We start from the raw sequence: 17,433 nt of genomic DNA, 5'->3' as shown, positions 1-17,433 counted from the left end.
TCACCCTAACCGCAGTGCCAGCATCGCGATGTCGTCCTCCTGGTCCCGTCCGAAGTGGTCCAGCAGGGTGTCGCACAGGGCGTCCACGCCGGGCGGGGCGTCGGCGGCGGCCGTGCGGAGCCGCTTCAGGGAGACGTCGAGGTCGGTGCCGCGGCTCTCGATCAGGCCGTCGGTGACCATGAGCAGACGGTCGGCCGGGGTCAGCACCAGTTCGGTGGGCGCCGGCCGCCGAAGGCCGAGGCCGAGCAGCGGACCGTCCACGGGGACGTACTCGGCGCCGCCCCCGTCCCGCACGACCAGCGGCGGGATGTGGCCCGCGTTGGCGATACGGCCGCGTCCGGTGCCGGGGTCGACCAGGGCCAGGCAGACCGTGGCGGTGACGTCGGGGTGGTAGTGCACGAGCATCCGGTCGAGCCGTTCGGCCAGCGCGCCCGGGTCGCTCTCCTCGACGCAGTAGGCGCGCAGCGCGTGCCGGATCTCGACCATGACGGTGGCCGCGTCGAGCGAGTGCCCGACGACGTCCCCGACCGCGGTGAGCACCCCCTCCCGGGTGCGCAGGGCGGCGTAGAAGTCCCCGCCGATCTCGGCCTGCCGGGACGCGGGAACATACCGGACGACGACCTTCACGCCGGGCAGCGCGGGCAGCCGGTACGGCTGGGGCAGGAAGCTGTGCTGCAGGGTGAGCGCGATCTGCCGCTCCGCCTGGTACATCAGCAGCGGCTCGGCGGCGAGCGCGGTGGCCTGGGCGAGCCGGGCGAGAAGGTCGTCGTCGGGCGGGTCCGCGGCGGCGGCCGGTGCGGCCGGCGGACGCCGGGCCGCCGGCGAGTCGTACGCCGGCATCGGTGCGGCGGGAACCCCGTTGCGCGGGCGCTGGGGCGCGAGGGGGCCGTACGCGGGCATCGGCTCGGCGAGCAGGTCGGGCCGCGGGCGATGGGCCGCGAAGGGGACGTACACCGGAATCGGCTCGGCGAGCACCCCGGCGTGCGGGCCCTGGGGCGTGAGTCGGTCGTACGCCCGAGTCGGTCCGGTGCGTGGCCCGGTCTGCGGGCGCCGGGCCGATGGCGGGGCCGGCGCCGGGACCGGTGCGGCGGCCGGTGGTACGGGCATGGCGACGCACACCGACGTGCGGCCCTCCTCGGTGAACGCCAGGACCAGGCGGGCGTCCTCACGGACGCCGGGCCGGAAGAAGCCGGCGGGCCACAGCGAGGCGGGCACGGTCGTGCTGTACACCCCGGTCCGCCCGGTCCGGCCCTCCGCGATCCGCGTGATCATGCGTGCCGCCGCGACCTGCGGGGCGGTGTCGGGCACTGCGGTGGGGGTGCCTGCCGGACGGGCGAAGCCGTCGCCCCGGGGCAGGCGCAGGGAACTGCCCCAGTGCGGCTCGCCGCCCGGCCCGATCACGAAGACGACGGCGGGCGTGCCGGTGAGCCGGGCCGTGCCCGCGGCGGCGGCGTCGGCCAGCTCCCCCAGACAGCGCGCGGTCTGCACGGTGACGATCGCCTCCGACAGCAGCGTCAGCCGGTGCGCGAGCACCTCGGCCGCACCGCGCCGGCGCGCCCCGCGCACGGCAGCCCGTACAACGGCCTCGATCTCGCTCGGCTCGGCCGGCACGGTCAGGTAGGCGTCGGCGCCCGCGTCGAGACCCCGGCACCGGTCCCCCGGGTCCACGGCCATGGCGGAGAAGTGGACGACGGGCAGCGCGGCCATGGACGGCCGGGCCTTGACCAGGCGGCACAGTTCGAAGCCGCTCATGTCCGGCAGCCCCACGTCGACGAGGGCCACGTCGGGCAGGGCGCCGGCACGCAGCCGTATGTCGAGCTCGCTCAGCGCCTCCCCCGCGCTCGCGACCGGAACGACGTCATGGCCCGCGCGGCGCAGCACGGCGCCCATGGCGAAGCGGTTGGTCGAGACGTCGTCGACGACCATCACGGTCGTGCCCGACTGCTTGCCGAAACCGTCCATCGTCGGGAGCCCTTGGATACGCACGAGTGGGGCGGGCCCGTGACCGGGTCCGCCCCACTCAACTTAGTGCGGTATCAAAGGGCCCGTGAGAAGACGGCGACAGTACGACCCGGAACGGCGAACGTGCCGGATTCGCGCTCGTAGGACGAGGACTTGACGATAGGGTCCGCGCCCGAGGCCTGCACCGAATGCAGTCGATAGCCCTCGCCGGCCAGCGAGGCGATCCGCTGCTCCTGCTTCTGGGGCGTCGCGTTGAAGACGACGACCAGGTCACCGAGCCGCATGGTGATCACGCCGGGCGTCTCGTCCTTCCCGGACAGCGGGAACGACAGCTTCGACTGCACCTGCCCGGCCGTACCGAGGGAGAAGGCACTCTCCGTCGAACGGATGCTCAGCAGGTCCCGGTAGGCCGCCGAGGCCCCCTCGATCTGCTCGCATCCCACCTTCACGGTGCTCAGCAGGGGCTTGGCGTACGGCCACTTGGACTGGTTGTCGGCCGCCGGCGGCAGCCCCCGCCCGAAGCCGTTGCCGTCGGCGCAGTTCCAGTGGATGGCGTTGAACCAGTCGCCGCTGTCGTAGGAGTTGCGGTCCAGCGACTTGGAGCGCAGCAGGTCGGTGCCGGCCTGGGAGAGGGCCGGCCCCTGCGACAGGGTGGCCGTGGCCATGGCGAGGACCTGCATACGGGCCCGGTCGGCGGCGGACGTGTCCTTCGGCAGCTTGAACGCGAGCGCGTCGAAAAGCGACTCGTTGTCGTGCGCGTCCGCGTAGGCGAGGGCGTCGCCGGGGGCGTCCGCGTACCCGGCCGGCTGGCCGTTGTAGTCGACCTCGGCGCCGGTGACCTCCTTGCCGGCGGTGTCGGTGAACCGGTACTGGGCGAGGTTGCCGGACAGGCCGACCTTGATCAGGTCCTGGTAGTGCAGCAGCCGGGCCTTCTGCTCCTCGGAAGTGCCGTTGTTCTCCGACGAGTTGGGCTCGGTGAACAGCCCGGACGCGAAGCCCTGGACGCCGGGGTCCTCGTCGAAGGGGCCGCCGCCGCGTACGGCGTCCCGCGCCCGGTCGGAGAAGGTCGCGATGCCGGTGCCGGCCAAGTTCTTCTGGGTGGCCTGCGTGAAGCGGGCGTCGTCGGCGACCTCGCCGAAGTTCCAGCCCTCGCCGTACAGGATGATCTTCTTGCCGTCGACGCCGTCCTTGGCCGGGGTCAGCGCGTCGAGGGCCTTGCGGACCGCGAGGATGTTGGCCTTCGGGTGGTGGCCCATCAGGTCGAAGCGGAAGCCGTCGACCTTGTACTGCTTGGCCCAGGTGACGATCGAGTCGACGACCAGCTTGCCCATCATGGCGTTCTCGGTGGCCGTGTTGGCGCAGCAGGTGCTGTTGGCGACCGAGCCGTCGGCGAGGAGGCGCTGGTAGTAGCCGGGGACGATCCGGTCGAGGACGGAGGTGTCCGCCTGGCCGCTGGCCGCCGTGTGGTTGTAGACGACGTCCATGACGACCCGCAGGCCGTCCTCGTTCAGCGCCTTGACCATCCTGCGGAACTCGACCGTGCGGCGGGTGCCGTCCGGGTCGGTGGCGTACGAGCCCTCGGGGACCGTGTAGTGGTACGGGTCGTAGCCCCAGTTGTAGGCGTCCTTCGCGGCGGCCTTCGACACGCACTCCTGCTGCTTGTCGGAGTCGGCCGGGAAGGAGGCGAGGTCGCAGCCGACGGTCGCCTGGTCCTCCCGGCGTTCGGGGATCGTGGCGATGTCGAAGGCCGGCAGCAGGTGGACGTACGACGTGCCCGCCTTCGCCAGCTCACGCAGGTGCTTGGAGCCGTCGCTGTCCTTGTCCGTGAAGGCGAGGTAGGTGCCGCGGTCCTTCGCCGTCCGGTCCTCGACGGAGAAGTCCCGGACGTGCAGCTCCTGGATCTGGGCGTCCTTCAGCGGTACGGCCCTGGGCTTGGTGTAGGAGGACCAGCCGCTCGGCGCGAGGGACCTGTCGCCCAGGTCGACGACGAGGCTGCGCTCGGAGTCGGTGGTCAGGGCGACCGAGTAGGGGTCGGTGACCTTGTTGGTGACGACCTTCTGGACACTGGGCGCCCAGACCTTGACGACGTACCGGTAGGGCTTGCCCTTCCAGGATCCCGGGCCGGTGACGGACCAGACGCCGGTGCCGGCGTTCCGCTTCATGGCGACCGTCGAGTCGCCGATCTCCAGCTTGACCGACTGTGCCGTGGGCGCCCAGACGGACAGCGTCGGACGGCCCTTGTCGAAGGTCGGCCCGAGGTCGGCCTTGGTCGCCCCGGAGTACAGGTCGTCGAGCGCGCCGGCGATCTGGACGCCGGTCGCCGCGAGCACGGCGCCGGTCGCGGCCCGCTGCGAGGCGACGACCTGGCCGGAGAGGGCCTCGCGGACCCGGTCGCGGTCGCGCGGGTCGACGGACCAGGCGGGGTAGTCCTTGAGGTGCGGGAACTGCGCCTTCTGGGCGTCGGTGAGGGAGCTCTTGGACAGGCGCAGCCACTTGGCGTCACCGGTCAGCGTGCCGTCCTTGACCGCGATCCCCCCGTCCCGGCTGTAGAGCAGCTGGGTGGAGGCAGCGGCCTCGGAGCCCTTCCAGGCGACCGTGTTCCGGTCGATCCAGACCGCCTTGGAGGTGCTCAGGTCGAGCGCCGCCGCGGAGCCCGCGGGCTGCGGGAGCAGGTACTTCTCCTGGCCGCTCAACAGCCACACCTCATGGCCGTTCGCGGTGAGGTCGAGGGACTGGTCGGTGGGCAGGTCCTTCTCGTCGCCCTTGTGGAGGATGTAGCTGAGGCTGGTGGCACCGTCGGTGAGCGGTACCTCGAAAACCGCACCATAGGCATCAGTCTTGACCGGCTTCAGGGGGTTCGACCACTCGGTGGGGTTCGCGGCACCCGTCCAGGTGTGCAGGCCCCAGCCGTCGTAGCTGCCGTCGGCGCGGTGGTAGTGCAGGACTGCCTTGGACTTGTCCGGCGCCGGATAGTCGGCCGCGGGCTTCTCGGTGCGGACGGCCTCCTTGCCCTGCTCGATCCAGATCTCGCCGGTCTTGGTGAGGTCGATCGCGCGGTCGGCGGAGACGTCCTTGTTGCCGTCCTTGTCGATGACGAGGAAGCCGACGTTCGTCGCTCCCGGCTTCAGCTTGACGTAGGCGAAGGCGCCGTACACGTCACGGCCGACGAAGGGGTGGCTGTCCGGCCAGTTCGTGGACTCGCCGTCGGCCAGGTCGCCCCAGGCGTACAGGCCCCAGTTCGCGTAGTCGCCGTCGGTGCGCTTGTAGTGGACGACCGCGTAGTCGCGGGAAGCGGCGCTGGGGATCTCAGGGGCGGGCGGGGTGCCGGTGGTGGAGGCCGCCGTGGCACTGGCGGTGCGGCCGGCCGAGTCGATGACGACGGCCTTGTAGCGCAGGGCCGTTGCGGCGGGTACGTCCTTCCCGATGGCCTGCGTGACCTTGTACGGGGCGTGGTCGGCGGAGCCGAGGGTCCGCCACTTGCCGTTGCCGACCTGGGCTGCGAACACGACGCGGTTGAGGTGTCCGCCGTCGACGTCCGCGCCGAGCTCCACCGTGCCGGTGGCGCCGGCTGCGGGGGCCTTGAGGGTCAGGGTCGGTGCGGTGGCGGGCTTCGCGGGCCTGCCGGTCGCCTTGAGGACGATCGCCGAGCCGGCCGGGACGGTGACGGTGATCTTCTTGTCGGCGTCACTCCTGACCGCGTCGCGCGTTCCGTGGATCCCCTTGAACGTCATGCCGGCCGAACCGGTGGCGAAGGTCGCCGTCCTCGCCTCGCCCGCGTTGTTGAACGCGACCACGTACTCCGTGCCCGACTTGGCGGCGGTGCGCGAGAAGGCGTAGATCCCGGCGCCGTCGGCCGCGTACCGCTCGGTCTGGATTCCGTCGGCGAGAGCCGGGTTGGCCTTGCGGAGTGCGGACAGTTCGGCGATCTGCCGGTACAGCGGCGCGCTCGTGTCGTAGGCGTCGCTCGCGTGCGTGCGGTCGGTGCCGAGCTGGTCGTCGTCGAGGTAGTCGGCGGTCTTCGAGGCGAACAGGGTCTGGCGGGCGTCCTTGTCGCCGCCGGCGCCGGTGAAGCCCTGCTCGTCGCCGTAGTAGACGACCGGGTTGCCGCGGCTGAGGAACATCAGCTCGTTGGCGAGCTCGTCCTTCTTCAGCAGCTCGGCGTCGGTCGCCTTCGGGTTGTCCTGGTTCAGGAAGTACCCGATGCGGCCCATGTCGTGGTTGCCGAGGAAGGTGACCTGCTCGTACGCGTTGGCCTTGTCGGTCGTGTACTTGTAGTCGTCGCCGAAGACGGACGCCAGCTTCTGCGCGCTGCCGCCCTGGGAGGCGTACTGCCGGGCCGCCTCCTGGAACGGGAAGTCGAGCGTGGCGTCGAGGCGGCCGTCGGTGACGTACGGCGACGTGACCGACGTGTCGGCGGAGTACACCTCGCCGAACATGAAGAAGTCGTCGCGGCCCTGCTTGGCGGCGTAGGAGTCCAGCGCCGTGGCCCACTGGGTCCAGAACTCCATGTTGACGTGCTTCACGGTGTCGATCCGGAAGCCGTCGATGTCGAAGTCCCTGACCCAGCGCTGGTAGATCTTCTCCATGCCGCCGACGACCTCGGGACGCTCGGTCCACAGGTCGTCGAGGCCGCCGAAGTCGCCGTGGGTGGAGCTCTCACCGGCGAAGGTGGAGTCGCCGCGGTTGTGGTACATCGCCGGGTCGTTGAGCCACGACGGGACCTTGACGTTCTTCTTCGCGGCGGCGACGGTCGGCGTGCGCGGGAAGGAGCCGGTGCCGACCGCCGGGAACCCGGACTTCCCGTCCGCGTAGTCGGCGTCGTCGAAGGGCTTGCCGTCCTTCGTCAGGTACGGGAAGGCACCCTTGGAGAGGTAGTCGTACGACTTCTCCTCGTAGTCGACGACATCGGCCGTGTGGTTGGTGATGACGTCGAAGAAGACCTTCATGCCCTTGGCGTGCGCCTTGGAGATGAGGGTCTGAAGGTCCTTGTTGGTGCCGAAGTGCGGGTCGACCTGGGTGAAGTCGGTGATCCAGTAGCCGTGGTAGGCGGCGGAGGCGTTGGCGCCGGTGCCCTGCACGGGCTGGTTCTTGAAGATCGGCGCCATCCAGATGGCGGTGGTGCCGAGACCCTTGATGTAGTCGAGGCGCTTGGTCAGCCCCTTGAGGTCGCCGCCCTGGTAGAAGCCCTTGTCGGTGGGGTCGTGGCCGGTGGAGAGGCGGGAACCGGTCAGGCCGCCCTTGTCGTTGCTCGCGTCGCCATTGGCGAAACGGTCCGGCAGGACGAAGTAGAACTGGTCGCGGGTGGCCTCGTGTCGGGCGGGCTCGGCCGCGAGCCTGGCGTCGGACGGGGGCGGCGGCGGGGCGTCCGCCCGCGCCGCGAGGGGCTGGACGAGTGCTGCGGCCAGCGCGGTCACGGTGACCGCGGCGACCCGTCCGACATGGGTGGTTCGGCGCCTCGACGGCGTCGGCCATCTCGCTATCACAGATGGGCTCCTTGCGATTACGGCTCAGTGGGTCCGACCCCGCGCGACCGTATCGCCGCCGTAAGGCTTACAGCAAGAGGCTTGAAAGCATCGGTAAGAACTTTCAGCTGGGCTCTCGGCAGGGCGAGTTGCCCTACGTCAGCAGTCCGAGCCGCCGGGGCAGGGCGCATAATCGGTCGCCACGCGCGCCGGCTCCTGCCTACCGTCCCCGCATGGAGCAGGAATCGCCCCTCGTTCGCGAGGTCTTCCCGGAGCTCGTCGACGAGCTGGTCCAACTCCTGGAGGAGGAGGGCGAACGCGAGCTCGCCATGTGTGTGTGGGACGTCCGCATGATCGGCGAGTGCGGCTGCGGGGACGACTTCTGCCAGAGCATCCGGACGTCGGATCATCCAGGCGGACAGCCGTACGGCCCGGGCCATCGGGGTGTGCCGCTGTTGCCCTCGTCGGGCGATCTGATTCTCGACGTCGTGAACGGCCGGATCATGTACATCGAGATACTCGGACGGCCACGCCTGCGCCGGCGTGTGCAGGCATGACAGGGGTGGCCGTGCGCAGGGCGTGACGGCTCAGCAGCTCGTCCTGCCGGCGTGGATCGCCAGGGCGGTGTTGGAGCCGAGGGCGGCCGTGAACTGCCCGCTGGAGTTCACCGTCACGCTCGTGTTGTTCTGCACGTTGCAGTACGTACCTGCCGCGAGGGACGTCTGGTAGGTGCGGGTCAGGCTGCTCGACTCGTGGTTGATGGCGACGTAGCCCTTGCTTCCCCGCCCGAAGGCGATGGCGTCGCCGCCGTTGTCCCACCAGTTGGTGACCGGCTCACCGCGCGTGGCGTTGCGGAAGGCGACCATCGACTTGATCTCCGGCCAGGCATGCTGGCACTTCCAGCCGTCCTGCCAGCAGGCGTTGACCGAACCGCCGTTGGGCGGGCCGGCGTCATGGTCGGTGAACTCGTAGCCGGAGTTGATGTCGGGGGCGCCGTACGGGTAGGCCAGCATGAAGACACTGGCCAGTGTGTAGTTGGCGCCGTCCTTGTAGGTGAGGGTGGAGCCGTTGCGCTCGGTGTCGTGGTTGTCGACGAAGACGCCGGAGACGCCGCTGCTCATGTAGCCCCAGCCCTCGCCGTAGTTCTTCAGGTAGGCGAGGTTCTCGTTGTTGAAGACACGCTTGAGGTCGTAGGCGTAGCGGAACTCCTGGACGTCGCCGTTGCCCGTGTACTCGGTGGGCTGGACGGCCTCCCCGCTGCCGTAGATGACCTCCTGCTTCCAGTAGGCCGACGGGTTGCTCAGGCGCGACTTGATGTTGGCGAGGTCGGCGGCCGGGATGTGCTTGGCCGCGTCGATGCGGAAGCCGTCGACGCCGAGGGAGAGCAGGTCGTTCATGTACCCGGCGATCGCCCCGCGGACGTAGGACTCGCCGGTGTCGAGGTCGGCGAGGCCGACGAGTTCACAGTTCTGGACGTTCGCGCGGTCCGCGTAGTTGGTGATCTGCGCGGTGCAGTCGTCGAAGTCGAAGGAGGAGTACAGGCCGGGGTAGTTGTACTTCGTGTACGACGAACCGCCGGTGCCGGTGCCGCTGCCCGCGGACATGTGGTTGATGACGGTGTCGGCGACGACCTTCACCCCTGCCGCGTGGCAGGTGTTCACCATGTTCTGGAAGGCCGTCCGGTCCCCGAGCCGACCGGCGATCCTGTAACTGACGGGCTGGTACGACGTCCACCACTGCGAGCCCTGGATGTGCTCGGCGGGCGGGGAGACCTGGACGTAGCCGTAGCCGGCGGGGCCGAGGGTGCTGGTGCACTCCTTGGCGACCGAGGCGAAGTTCCACTCGAACATCACCGCGGTGACGTCCTTGGTGCCGGGCGGGGAGGCGGACGCGGGGGTGGCGGGAGCCATCAGGGCCGCCGAGGTGGCGGCGAGCACGGTCGCGGTCGCGGTGACGGACCATCTCGATATCACAGGCGTAACTCCTTGCGATGACGGCCAGGCGTCGTTGCCAGGCGCCGGCGTGAACGTACCGCCGCGAAAGGTTTACAGCAAGAGAGTTGAAAGTCATAGCAAGTACTTTCATCCGCAACCTTGACGTGCCCTTCTCAACTCCCTCACGCTGACCCGTAGTTGAAGCCCTGATGGCTGACTCCATGAGTGACGCCTGGAAGCGCAGGAGGGCCCCGCGGCCTGAAATGGCAGCGGGGCCCCAGGCCTGTGAAGCCTGTGACGATCCGTCAGGCTGTCGTCCACCACACCGTCGTGTCGCCCGGCACCTTCGCCTCGCCGTCCGTCTCGCTGATCTCGCCGCTGGCGAGCAGCACGCGTCCGTACGCCGGGGTGGTCACCGACTCCTCGCCGGTGTTGGCCACGCAGACGAACTCCCCGCGCCGGAAGGCGAGGACCCCCTCAGGGGCCTTCAACCACTCCACCGCGTCGCCCGCGCCCAGGTCGGGCTGCGCGCGACGCACGGCCAGCGCCGAGCGGTACAGCTCCAGGGTGGAGTCGGGGTCGCCGGTCTGCGCCTCGATGCTCAGCTCGCCCCACCCCTGCGGCTGCGGCAGCCAGCTGCCACCCGCGCCGAAGCCGTACGACGATCCCGTACGCGTCCACGGGATCGGCACCCGGCAGCCGTCCCGGAAGCCGTCCTGGCCCTCGCCCCGGAAGTACGCCGGGTCCTGGCGCACCTCGTCCGGCAGGTCGACGACGTCCGGCAGGCCCAGCTCCTCGCCCTGGTAGACGTACGCCGAACCGGGCAGCGCGAGCATCAGCAGGGTGGCCGCACGCGCGCGTCGCAGCCCCAGTTCGCGGTCGCCCGCCGTGCGGATCTGGGTGCCGAGGCCTGGCGGGTTGGCGAAGCGCGTGGCGTGGCGGGTGACGTCGTGGTTGGACAGCACCCACGTCGCCGGGGCGCCCACCGGGCGCATCGCGTCCAGGGTGCGGTCCACGACCTCGCGGAGCTCCTTGGCTTCCCACTCCGTCGACAGGTACTGGAAGTTGAAGGCCTGGTGGAGCTCGTCCGGGCGCACGTAGTTGGCGGTGCGCTCGACGGTCGGGGTCCAGGCCTCCGCCACGAAGATCCGCTCGCCGGCGTACTCGTCCAGGATCGTGCGCCACTGACGGTAGACGACATGCACGCCGTCCTGGTCGAAGAACGGCATGACATCGTTGCCCAGCAGCTTGAGCTGCTCGTGGGATCCGAGGTCGGGCAGCCCCTCCGCCTTCACCAGGCCGTGGGCCACGTCGATACGGAAGCCGTCGACGCCCATGTCGAGCCAGAAGCGCAGAATCGAGCGGAACTCGTCCCCGACCGCCGGGTGCTCCCAGTTGAAGTCGGGCTGCTCGGGGGCGAAGAGGTGCAGGTACCACTCGCCGGGCGTGCCGTCCGGCTCGGTCACCCGGGTCCACGCCGGGCCGCCGAAGATCGACTCCCAGTCGTTGGGCGGGAGCACACCGTCCGTGCCCTTGCCGGGGCGGAAGTGGTAGCGGTCCCGCAGCGGGGAGCCCGGCCCTTCCGCGACGGCACGCTTGAACCACTCGTGCTGGTCGGAGGAGTGGTTGGGGACCAGGTCGACGATGATCCTCAGACCCAGCTCATGGGCATCACGGATCAGCGCGTCGGCGTCGAGGAGGTTGCCGAACATCGGGTCGACGGCCCGGTAGTCGGCCACGTCGTAGCCGGCGTCGGCCTGCGGGGAGGCGTAGAAGGGGCTCAGCCACACGGCGTCCACGCCGAGGTCGCGCAGATACGGGAGGCGGGAGCGTACGCCTTCCAGGTCGCCCATGCCGTCACCGTTGCTGTCGGCGAAGCTGCGCGGATAGACCTGGTAGATCACCGCGTCCCGCCACCAGTCGCGGCGCTTGGCGACGGTGACGACGGCGGAGTTTTCGGCCGGTGCGGTGGGGTGCTGGCTCATGGCGTCCTTGTTGCGTAACGGAGTTCGGTTCATGGGGGTAATGGGGTACGAGGCGGCCGCGATGACAGCGGGGTCGGATGGCCACAGCGGCCGCCTCGGGTTTCAGGGGGCGGTTTTGCAACGCCCTTCAGGGGCGCGGGGCTGTATTGATCTGCGGCTACCGCCGCGTGGGCGCGACCAGCCACGACGTAGCCGCAGACAACCGACGACCCACCGCGGCACTGCCGGCGCGGCTCACCCCTTGGTGCCGCCCGCGGTAAGGCCAGTCACCAGGTTCTTCTGCACGAAGTAGAAGAACGCCGAGACAGGTATGGCGATGAGCACGGCCGTCGCGGCCATGAGATTCCGCTGCGCGTCATGCTCACTGACGAAGGTCTGCAACCCGACCGCGAAGGTGTACTTCGTGTCGGACAGCATGAACGTCGAGGCGAACGCGACCTCGCCGAAGGCCGTGAGGAAGCTGTAGAACGCGGCGACCGCCAGACCCGGCTTGGCGAGCGGAAGGATCAGCCGCGCGAACGTGCCGAAGGGGGTCAGCCCGTCGACGCGTCCGGCCTCGTCGATCTCGAACGGGATCGTGTCGAAGTAGCCCTTCATCAGCCAGGCACAGTACGGCACGGTCGTCGTGCAGTAGACGAGGATGAGACCGAGGTAGCTGTCGACGAGCTGGAGCCCGGAAAGGATCTGGTACATCGGCACCATCAGGACGGCCACCGGGAACATCTGGGTCACGAGCAGCACCCACATGAACTTCTTGTAGCCCGGGAAGCGCATCCGCGAGACCGCGTAGCCGGTGGTCGCGGCGATGACGACGCCGATGAGCGTGGTGCCCAGCGTGACGATCAGGGTGCTCGTCAGCCAGTCGAAGAACCTGGTCTCCTGCAGCACGTACGTGTAGTTGTCCAGCGTCATCTTCCCCCAGATGCCACCGGGGTGGAGATAGTCGTCCTTGTCCGGGCCGAGGGACAGGAAGACCAGCCAGACGACGGGGAACAGCGCGATCAGGCTCGCCACGATCAGGATGCCGTGCGAGACGACGGACGTCCTGCGGCTGTTCTCGCCCCGGCGGACCCCGCGCGGTGCGGCCGGCGACTTGGGGGGCTGGTCCGCCGCAGCAGTGGTCTTGACGGTCGTGGTGCTCATGGGGACTCCTGCCTCAGATCGCGAGCTGCGGATCATTGCGGTTCAGCCAGCGGCGGTAGAAGGAGGTGAAGACGATCAGGATGGCCAGCAGCAGGATGCCGTAGGCGGCCGACTGCGCGAAGTCGCGTGGCTGCTGTCCGAAGCCGAGGTAGTAGGCCCAGGTGACGAGGATCTGCGCGTCCGGGGCGGTGTCGCCGAACAGCAGGAAGATGATGGCGAACTGGTTGAAGGTCCAGATGATGCCGAGGAGTACGACGGTGGAGCTGACGGACCGCAGGCCCGGCAGGGTGACGTACCGGAACTGCTGCCACCTGCTCGCGCCGTCCATCTCGGCGGCCTCGTAGAGTGAGGTGTCGATGGACTGCAGTCCGCCGAGCAGCGAGAGCATCATGAACGGCACACCGCACCAGGTGTTCACCATGATCGCGGCGAACCGCTGCCAGAAGGTGTCCTCCAGCCACAGCGGCGTCGGCAGGTGCAGCGTCTCCAGGAACGAGTTGATGATGCCGCCGTCGGCGAGCATGAACCGCCAGCCGAAGACGGTGACGAAGGTCGGCACGGCCCACGGCAGGATCAGGATCAGCCGGTACAGGGTGCGGCCGCGCAGCTTCTGGTTGAGCAGCAGGGCCAGACCCAGGCCGATGGTGTAGTGGAGGGTGACGCAGGCCGCCGTCCAGAAGATCGTCCAGATGAAGTGCGACCAGAAGCGGTCGTAGGCCGTCTCACCCCACAGGATGTCGGCGTAGTTGTCGAAGCCGATGAACTTGTAGGTGGCCTCGATCTCGTTGACGCCGATCGTGCGGGCCGAGTTGAGGCTGTTGGCGTCGGTGAGCGTGAGGTAGAAGCCGTACACCAGCGGATACAGCACGAGAACGCCGAGGACGATCACCACCGGGGCGATCATCACGTAGGCATACCAGTGCTTCTGGTAGCCGTGCTTCAGGCGCTGGCCCAGCCCGGGCCGCGGCGCGCGGTCACCGCGGCGCTTGCCGGTCGCGCGGTCGATGGCGACTGTCATGGTTCGACAACCTTCTCGAAGTTCGGCAGATCAGAGGGTGTACGGCGCACAGTCCGGTGGCCGCCGGAACTCTCCCCATGGAAGTGGGGGAAGTTCCGGCGGCCACTCGGGGTCACTTGCTGAAGTCCGGGACCAGCTTGGCGATGGAGGTCTCGGCGGTGCTCAGACCCTTGTCGAGGGACGCCTTGCCACCGGCGACCTTCAGCAGCTCGGTGTCCAGCGGGCCCCACAGGGAGCTGTACTCGGGCAGCGCGGGACGCGGCTGGGCGGAGGCGAGGACGGTCTGGTAGCCGGCGATGCCCGGGTCGGCCTTCACCTCGGCGGTGTAGGCGTCGTCACGGACCGGCAGCGTGGAGTTCTTGAGCGCGATCGTCTCCTGCGCCTTCTGCGACGTCATGAAGTTCACGAACTTCAGCGCGGCCTTCTGGTGGGCCTCGTCGGAGCCGGCGTACACGGAGAGGTTGTGGCCGCCGGTCGGGGCGCCCGCCTTGCCGGACGAGCCGGCCGGGACGGTGGCGATGCCGAGGTTGGCCTTGTCCTTGAACGCGGAGCCCTTGTAGAAGTTGGTGATCTCCCACGGGCCCTGCATGATCGCGGCGACCTTGCCGTTGACGAACGCCTCCTGGATGTGGGCGTAGGCGTCGGCGGTGGTGTCGGCCTTGTGCAGGCCCTTGCCGTCGAACAGGCTCAGCCAGGTGCCGTAGCCCTTCTTGGCCTCGGCGCCCGCGACGGTGATCTTCTTGGCGTCGGCGTCGACGGTGTCGGTGCCCTCGCCGTAGAGGAACGTCTGGGCGTAGTAGGCCTGGGTGGAGCCCCAGTAGCCGTCGACGCCGGTCTTGTCCTTGATCGTGGCGGCGGCCTTCTTCAGGTCGTCCCAGGTCTTGGGGGCCTCGACGCCGGCCTTCTTGAACAGGTCCTTGTTGTAGACGAAAGCGAGGGTGTCCGTGGTGAACGGAACGCCGTAGACCTTGTCCTCGTACTTGGCCTGCTCGATCAGGCTGGGCTGGAACTTGGCCTGGTCGGTGAGGGCCTCGGTGCCGTCCAGCGGCAGGAAGAAGCCCTTCTTGGCGAAGGCGGGGGTCCAGCCGACCTCGGAGCGCAGGATGTCCGGGGCGCCCTTGGAGCCGGCGGCGGTGTCGAACTTGTTCTGCGCCTGGTCGAACGGCACGTTGACGTACTTGACCTTGACGTCCTTGTTGGCGGCCTCGAACTCCTTGACCAAGGCCTGGTACGTCGGTGCCTCGTTCGTGGCGTTGGAGGTGTCCCACCAGGTGATGGTGACCGGCCCGTCGGCGCTGTCGCCGCTGTCGCTTCCGCCGCAGGCCGTCGCCGCGAGGGCGAGGGACGCCACCAGCGCGGTGGCCGCTATGCCACGCCGCATGAGATCTCCTTGAGGGTGAAAGCCCGTGTGCAGGGGCGGCCCCGTCTGCCTGCCTCTGCTGTCTTGCCGACTGCGCCGTTGCGGCGGCCGGGCGACGTGAACGTAACAGCGCTGAAAGACTTACGAAAGACCTTGCAGAAAAAAAGTGCAAGGGACCGTCGAAGTTATCCGGGCGTGACCGCTCGGCGACCACCATGAGACGCTTCTTTTCAACGGTAGAGCGGCACGGAGGCGGGTTGTGCAAGACTCTGCAAGCTCTTGCCATCACTTTCACGAGGGAGCGCGATGACGCAGCAGCCCGGGCCGCGACGGCCAACCGGTCGCCCACGGCGTCCGATTGGTGTGCAAGGGGACATACGGCCGGTACAGTCCAGTGCCGTGACCACACGGCTTGCCGACATCGCTGCTCAGGCGGGGGTCAGCGAAGCGACCGTCAGCCGCGTCCTCAACGGGAAGCCGGGCGTCGCTTCGACCACCCGCCAGTCCGTGCTGGCCGCACTCGACGTACTCGGCTACGAACGCCCCGTACGCCTGCGCCAGCGCAGCGAGGGCCTGGTCGGCCTGATCACCCCGGAGCTGGAGAACCCGATATTCCCGGCCCTGGCCCAGGTCATCGGCCAAGCCCTCACCAGGCAGGGCTACACCCCGGTGCTGGCCACACAGACGCCGGGCGGCTCGACGGAGGACGAGCTGACGGAGATGCTCGTAGACCGCGGAGTGGCGGGCATCATCTACGTCTCCGGCCTCCACGCCGACACCACCGCCGACATGCAGCGCTACGAGCGCCTGCGCGCCCAGGGTGTCCCCTTCGTCCTGGTCGACGGCTTCTCCCCCAAGGTCCAGGCACCTTTCATCTCCCCCGACGACCGCGCGGCGATGAACCTGGCAGTCACCCACCTCGCGTCCCTGGGCCACACCCGCATCGGCCTGGCCCTGGGTCCCAAGCGTTTCGTCCCGGTCCAGCGCAAGATCGAGGGCTTCGTCCGCACGATGCAGGACCAGCTGAACCTGCCGACGGACGTCATCGAGACCGAGCTGATCCAGCACTCCCTCTACACCCTGGAGGGCGGCCAGGCCGCCGCCACCGCCCTGATCGACCGCGACTGCACCGCGATCGTCTGCGCCAGCGACATGATGGCGCTGGGCGCGATACGGGCGGCCCGGCAACTCGGCCGCGACGTCCCCAAGGAGATCTCGGTGGTCGGCTTCGACGACTCCCCCCTGATCGCCTTCACCGACCCGCCCCTCACCACGGTCCGCAAGCCGGTCCCGGCGATGGGCCAGGCCGCGGTACGCACGCTCCTCGAGGAGATCGGCGGGACTCCCGCTCCCCACAGCGAGTTCGTGTTCATGCCCGAGCTGGTGGTGCGGGGTTCGACGGCTTCGGCACCCGGTGACAGGATTCGTCCGTAAGTCGTCCGCGAGACGGAGAATAGACCTCTCCCTCCCCTGCGTTGTTATGAGTATGGAGCTGTACGCCGGCCGTAGAACGTGCGTCCTGAACCCAACCGGGGGATGATCGGTCGGGGAAGTCTTTTCTGGCAGACTCTGTGCCCATGGGTGACACCACCGTGACGACACTGGAAGGCCGGGAAGCGGCCGTTCTGCCCCCGTCGCGGAAGAGACGGGGCGGGGGCCCTGCGACGACTGCGCACTCCGCGCCGCCCTCGGCTCTGGTTCGAGATCCTGCTGATCGCGGTGAGTTACTGGACGTACTCACTGATCCGCAACGCGGTACCGGAACAGCGGACCGAGGCCCTGCACAACGCCGACTGGCTCTGGAAGCTGGAGGACCAACTCGGCATCGCGATCGAGGAGTCGGTCAACCACGCCGTGAACTCGGTGACTTGGCTCATCGTCGGCATGAACTACTACTACGCGACGCTGCACTTCATCATCACCCTCGGCGTCCTGATCTGGCTCTACCGCAGTCACCCCGGCCGCTACGCGGCCACCCGCCTGGTCCTGTTCGCCACCACAGGCGTGGCCTTGGTCGGCTACTACCTGTACCCGCTCGCTCCCCCACGGTTGATGACCAACACCGGCTTCATCGACACGGTGCTGGCCCACGACACCTGGGGTTCGATGGCCTCGGGCGACCTGAAGAACATGTCGAACCAGTACGCCGCCATGCCGTCCATGCACATCGGCTGGTCCGTCTGGAGCGGCCTGACGATCTTCGCCCTGGCAAGAATCCCCTGGATCCGAGTCCTGGGCCTCCTCTACCCCGCAGCAACACTTCTGGTGATCGTCGCCACGGCCAACCACTTCTGGCTGGACGCGGTAGGAGGCCTCATCTGCTTGGCATTCGGCTACACGGTGGCCCGCCTCTGGTACGGAGCGCTGCCGCACGCACTGCCGAGGCGAGTGGCACCACGACGCACGGACCCGCGGTCGCCCACGGCGGGAAGGGGACGTGCCGGGGGTGTCCGCCCGCAGCGGCGGGCGTCAACGCCGAGAGCTCTTCCGAGGAACCGAGCCGCCCGACCGAGGACGGACACCCCCCGGCACGGCCCCGACCCCAATCACACGGTTAGGCGCGACGCGC

Annotated in this window: 9 protein-coding genes and 1 pseudogene; 3 read left to right on the top strand and 7 right to left on the bottom strand. The window is 69.0% G+C overall.

Annotated features, from left to right (window positions below; all coding sequences use genetic code 11):
• Together OHO27_RS30750 and pulA are read right to left on the bottom strand one after the other, a co-directional pair.
• Positions 1 to 1,962, bottom strand: a complete 1,962-nt coding sequence (locus tag OHO27_RS30750; RefSeq protein ID WP_328428221.1) for a fused response regulator/phosphatase — start codon at positions 1,960 to 1,962, stop codon at positions 1 to 3.
• A 74-nt stretch (positions 1,963 to 2,036) separates the two neighbouring features.
• Positions 2,037 to 7,445, bottom strand: coding sequence for a pullulanase-type alpha-1,6-glucosidase (gene pulA, locus OHO27_RS30745; protein WP_328428220.1), 5,409 nt, complete (start codon positions 7,443 to 7,445; stop codon positions 2,037 to 2,039).
• A gap of 212 nt (positions 7,446 to 7,657) precedes the next feature.
• On the opposite strand from pulA, the gene OHO27_RS30740 reads away from it, so the two are divergent.
• The gene (locus tag OHO27_RS30740) at positions 7,658 to 7,981 is read left to right on the top strand and encodes a hypothetical protein (protein ID WP_328428219.1); all 324 of its coding nucleotides are present in this window, start codon (positions 7,658 to 7,660) and stop codon (positions 7,979 to 7,981) included.
• Between the two features lie 30 nt (positions 7,982 to 8,011).
• Here OHO27_RS30740 and OHO27_RS30735 read toward each other — a convergent pair whose 3' ends face one another.
• The 5 genes from OHO27_RS30735 to OHO27_RS30715 form a co-directional block, all read right to left on the bottom strand.
• Positions 8,012 to 9,397, bottom strand: coding sequence for an alpha-amylase (locus OHO27_RS30735; RefSeq protein WP_328428218.1), 1,386 nt, complete (start codon positions 9,395 to 9,397; stop codon positions 8,012 to 8,014).
• A gap of 266 nt (positions 9,398 to 9,663) precedes the next feature.
• Positions 9,664 to 11,343 (bottom strand): glycoside hydrolase family 13 protein, encoded by a 1,680-nt coding sequence (locus OHO27_RS30730; protein ID WP_328428217.1) that lies wholly within the window; start codon positions 11,341 to 11,343, stop codon positions 9,664 to 9,666.
• Between the two features lie 234 nt (positions 11,344 to 11,577).
• Positions 11,578 to 12,486, bottom strand: coding sequence for a sugar ABC transporter permease (locus OHO27_RS30725; RefSeq protein ID WP_328428216.1), 909 nt, complete (start codon positions 12,484 to 12,486; stop codon positions 11,578 to 11,580).
• Between the two features lie 13 nt (positions 12,487 to 12,499).
• On the bottom strand, positions 12,500 to 13,504 hold the full coding sequence (locus OHO27_RS30720) for a carbohydrate ABC transporter permease (protein ID WP_328428215.1): 1,005 nt from the start codon (positions 13,502 to 13,504) through the stop codon (positions 12,500 to 12,502).
• Positions 13,505 to 13,616: 112 nt separating this feature from the next.
• Positions 13,617 to 14,885 carry an extracellular solute-binding protein gene (locus tag OHO27_RS30715; protein ID WP_328428214.1) on the bottom strand — a complete coding sequence of 423 codons (1,269 nt, stop codon included), beginning with the start codon at positions 14,883 to 14,885 and terminating at the stop codon, positions 13,617 to 13,619.
• 378 nt (positions 14,886 to 15,263) lie between these two features.
• On the opposite strand from OHO27_RS30715, the gene OHO27_RS30710 reads away from it, so the two are divergent.
• A complete protein-coding gene (locus tag OHO27_RS30710) occupies positions 15,264 to 16,298 on the top strand; it encodes a LacI family DNA-binding transcriptional regulator (protein WP_328428213.1) in 1,035 nt (344 codons plus the stop codon).
• Between the two features lie 143 nt (positions 16,299 to 16,441).
• Positions 16,442 to 17,256: pseudogene (locus OHO27_RS30705) on the top strand (phosphatase PAP2 family protein); the annotation flags it as partial.
• Positions 17,257 to 17,433 lie beyond the last annotated feature (177 nt).

The sequence above is a fragment of the Streptomyces sp. NBC_00443 genome (assembly GCF_036014175.1).
Lineage (GTDB): Bacteria > Actinomycetota > Actinomycetes > Streptomycetales > Streptomycetaceae > Streptomyces.
The sequence above is the reverse complement of the archived record's forward strand: the minus strand, read 5'-3'. Positions and strand labels throughout refer to the sequence as shown.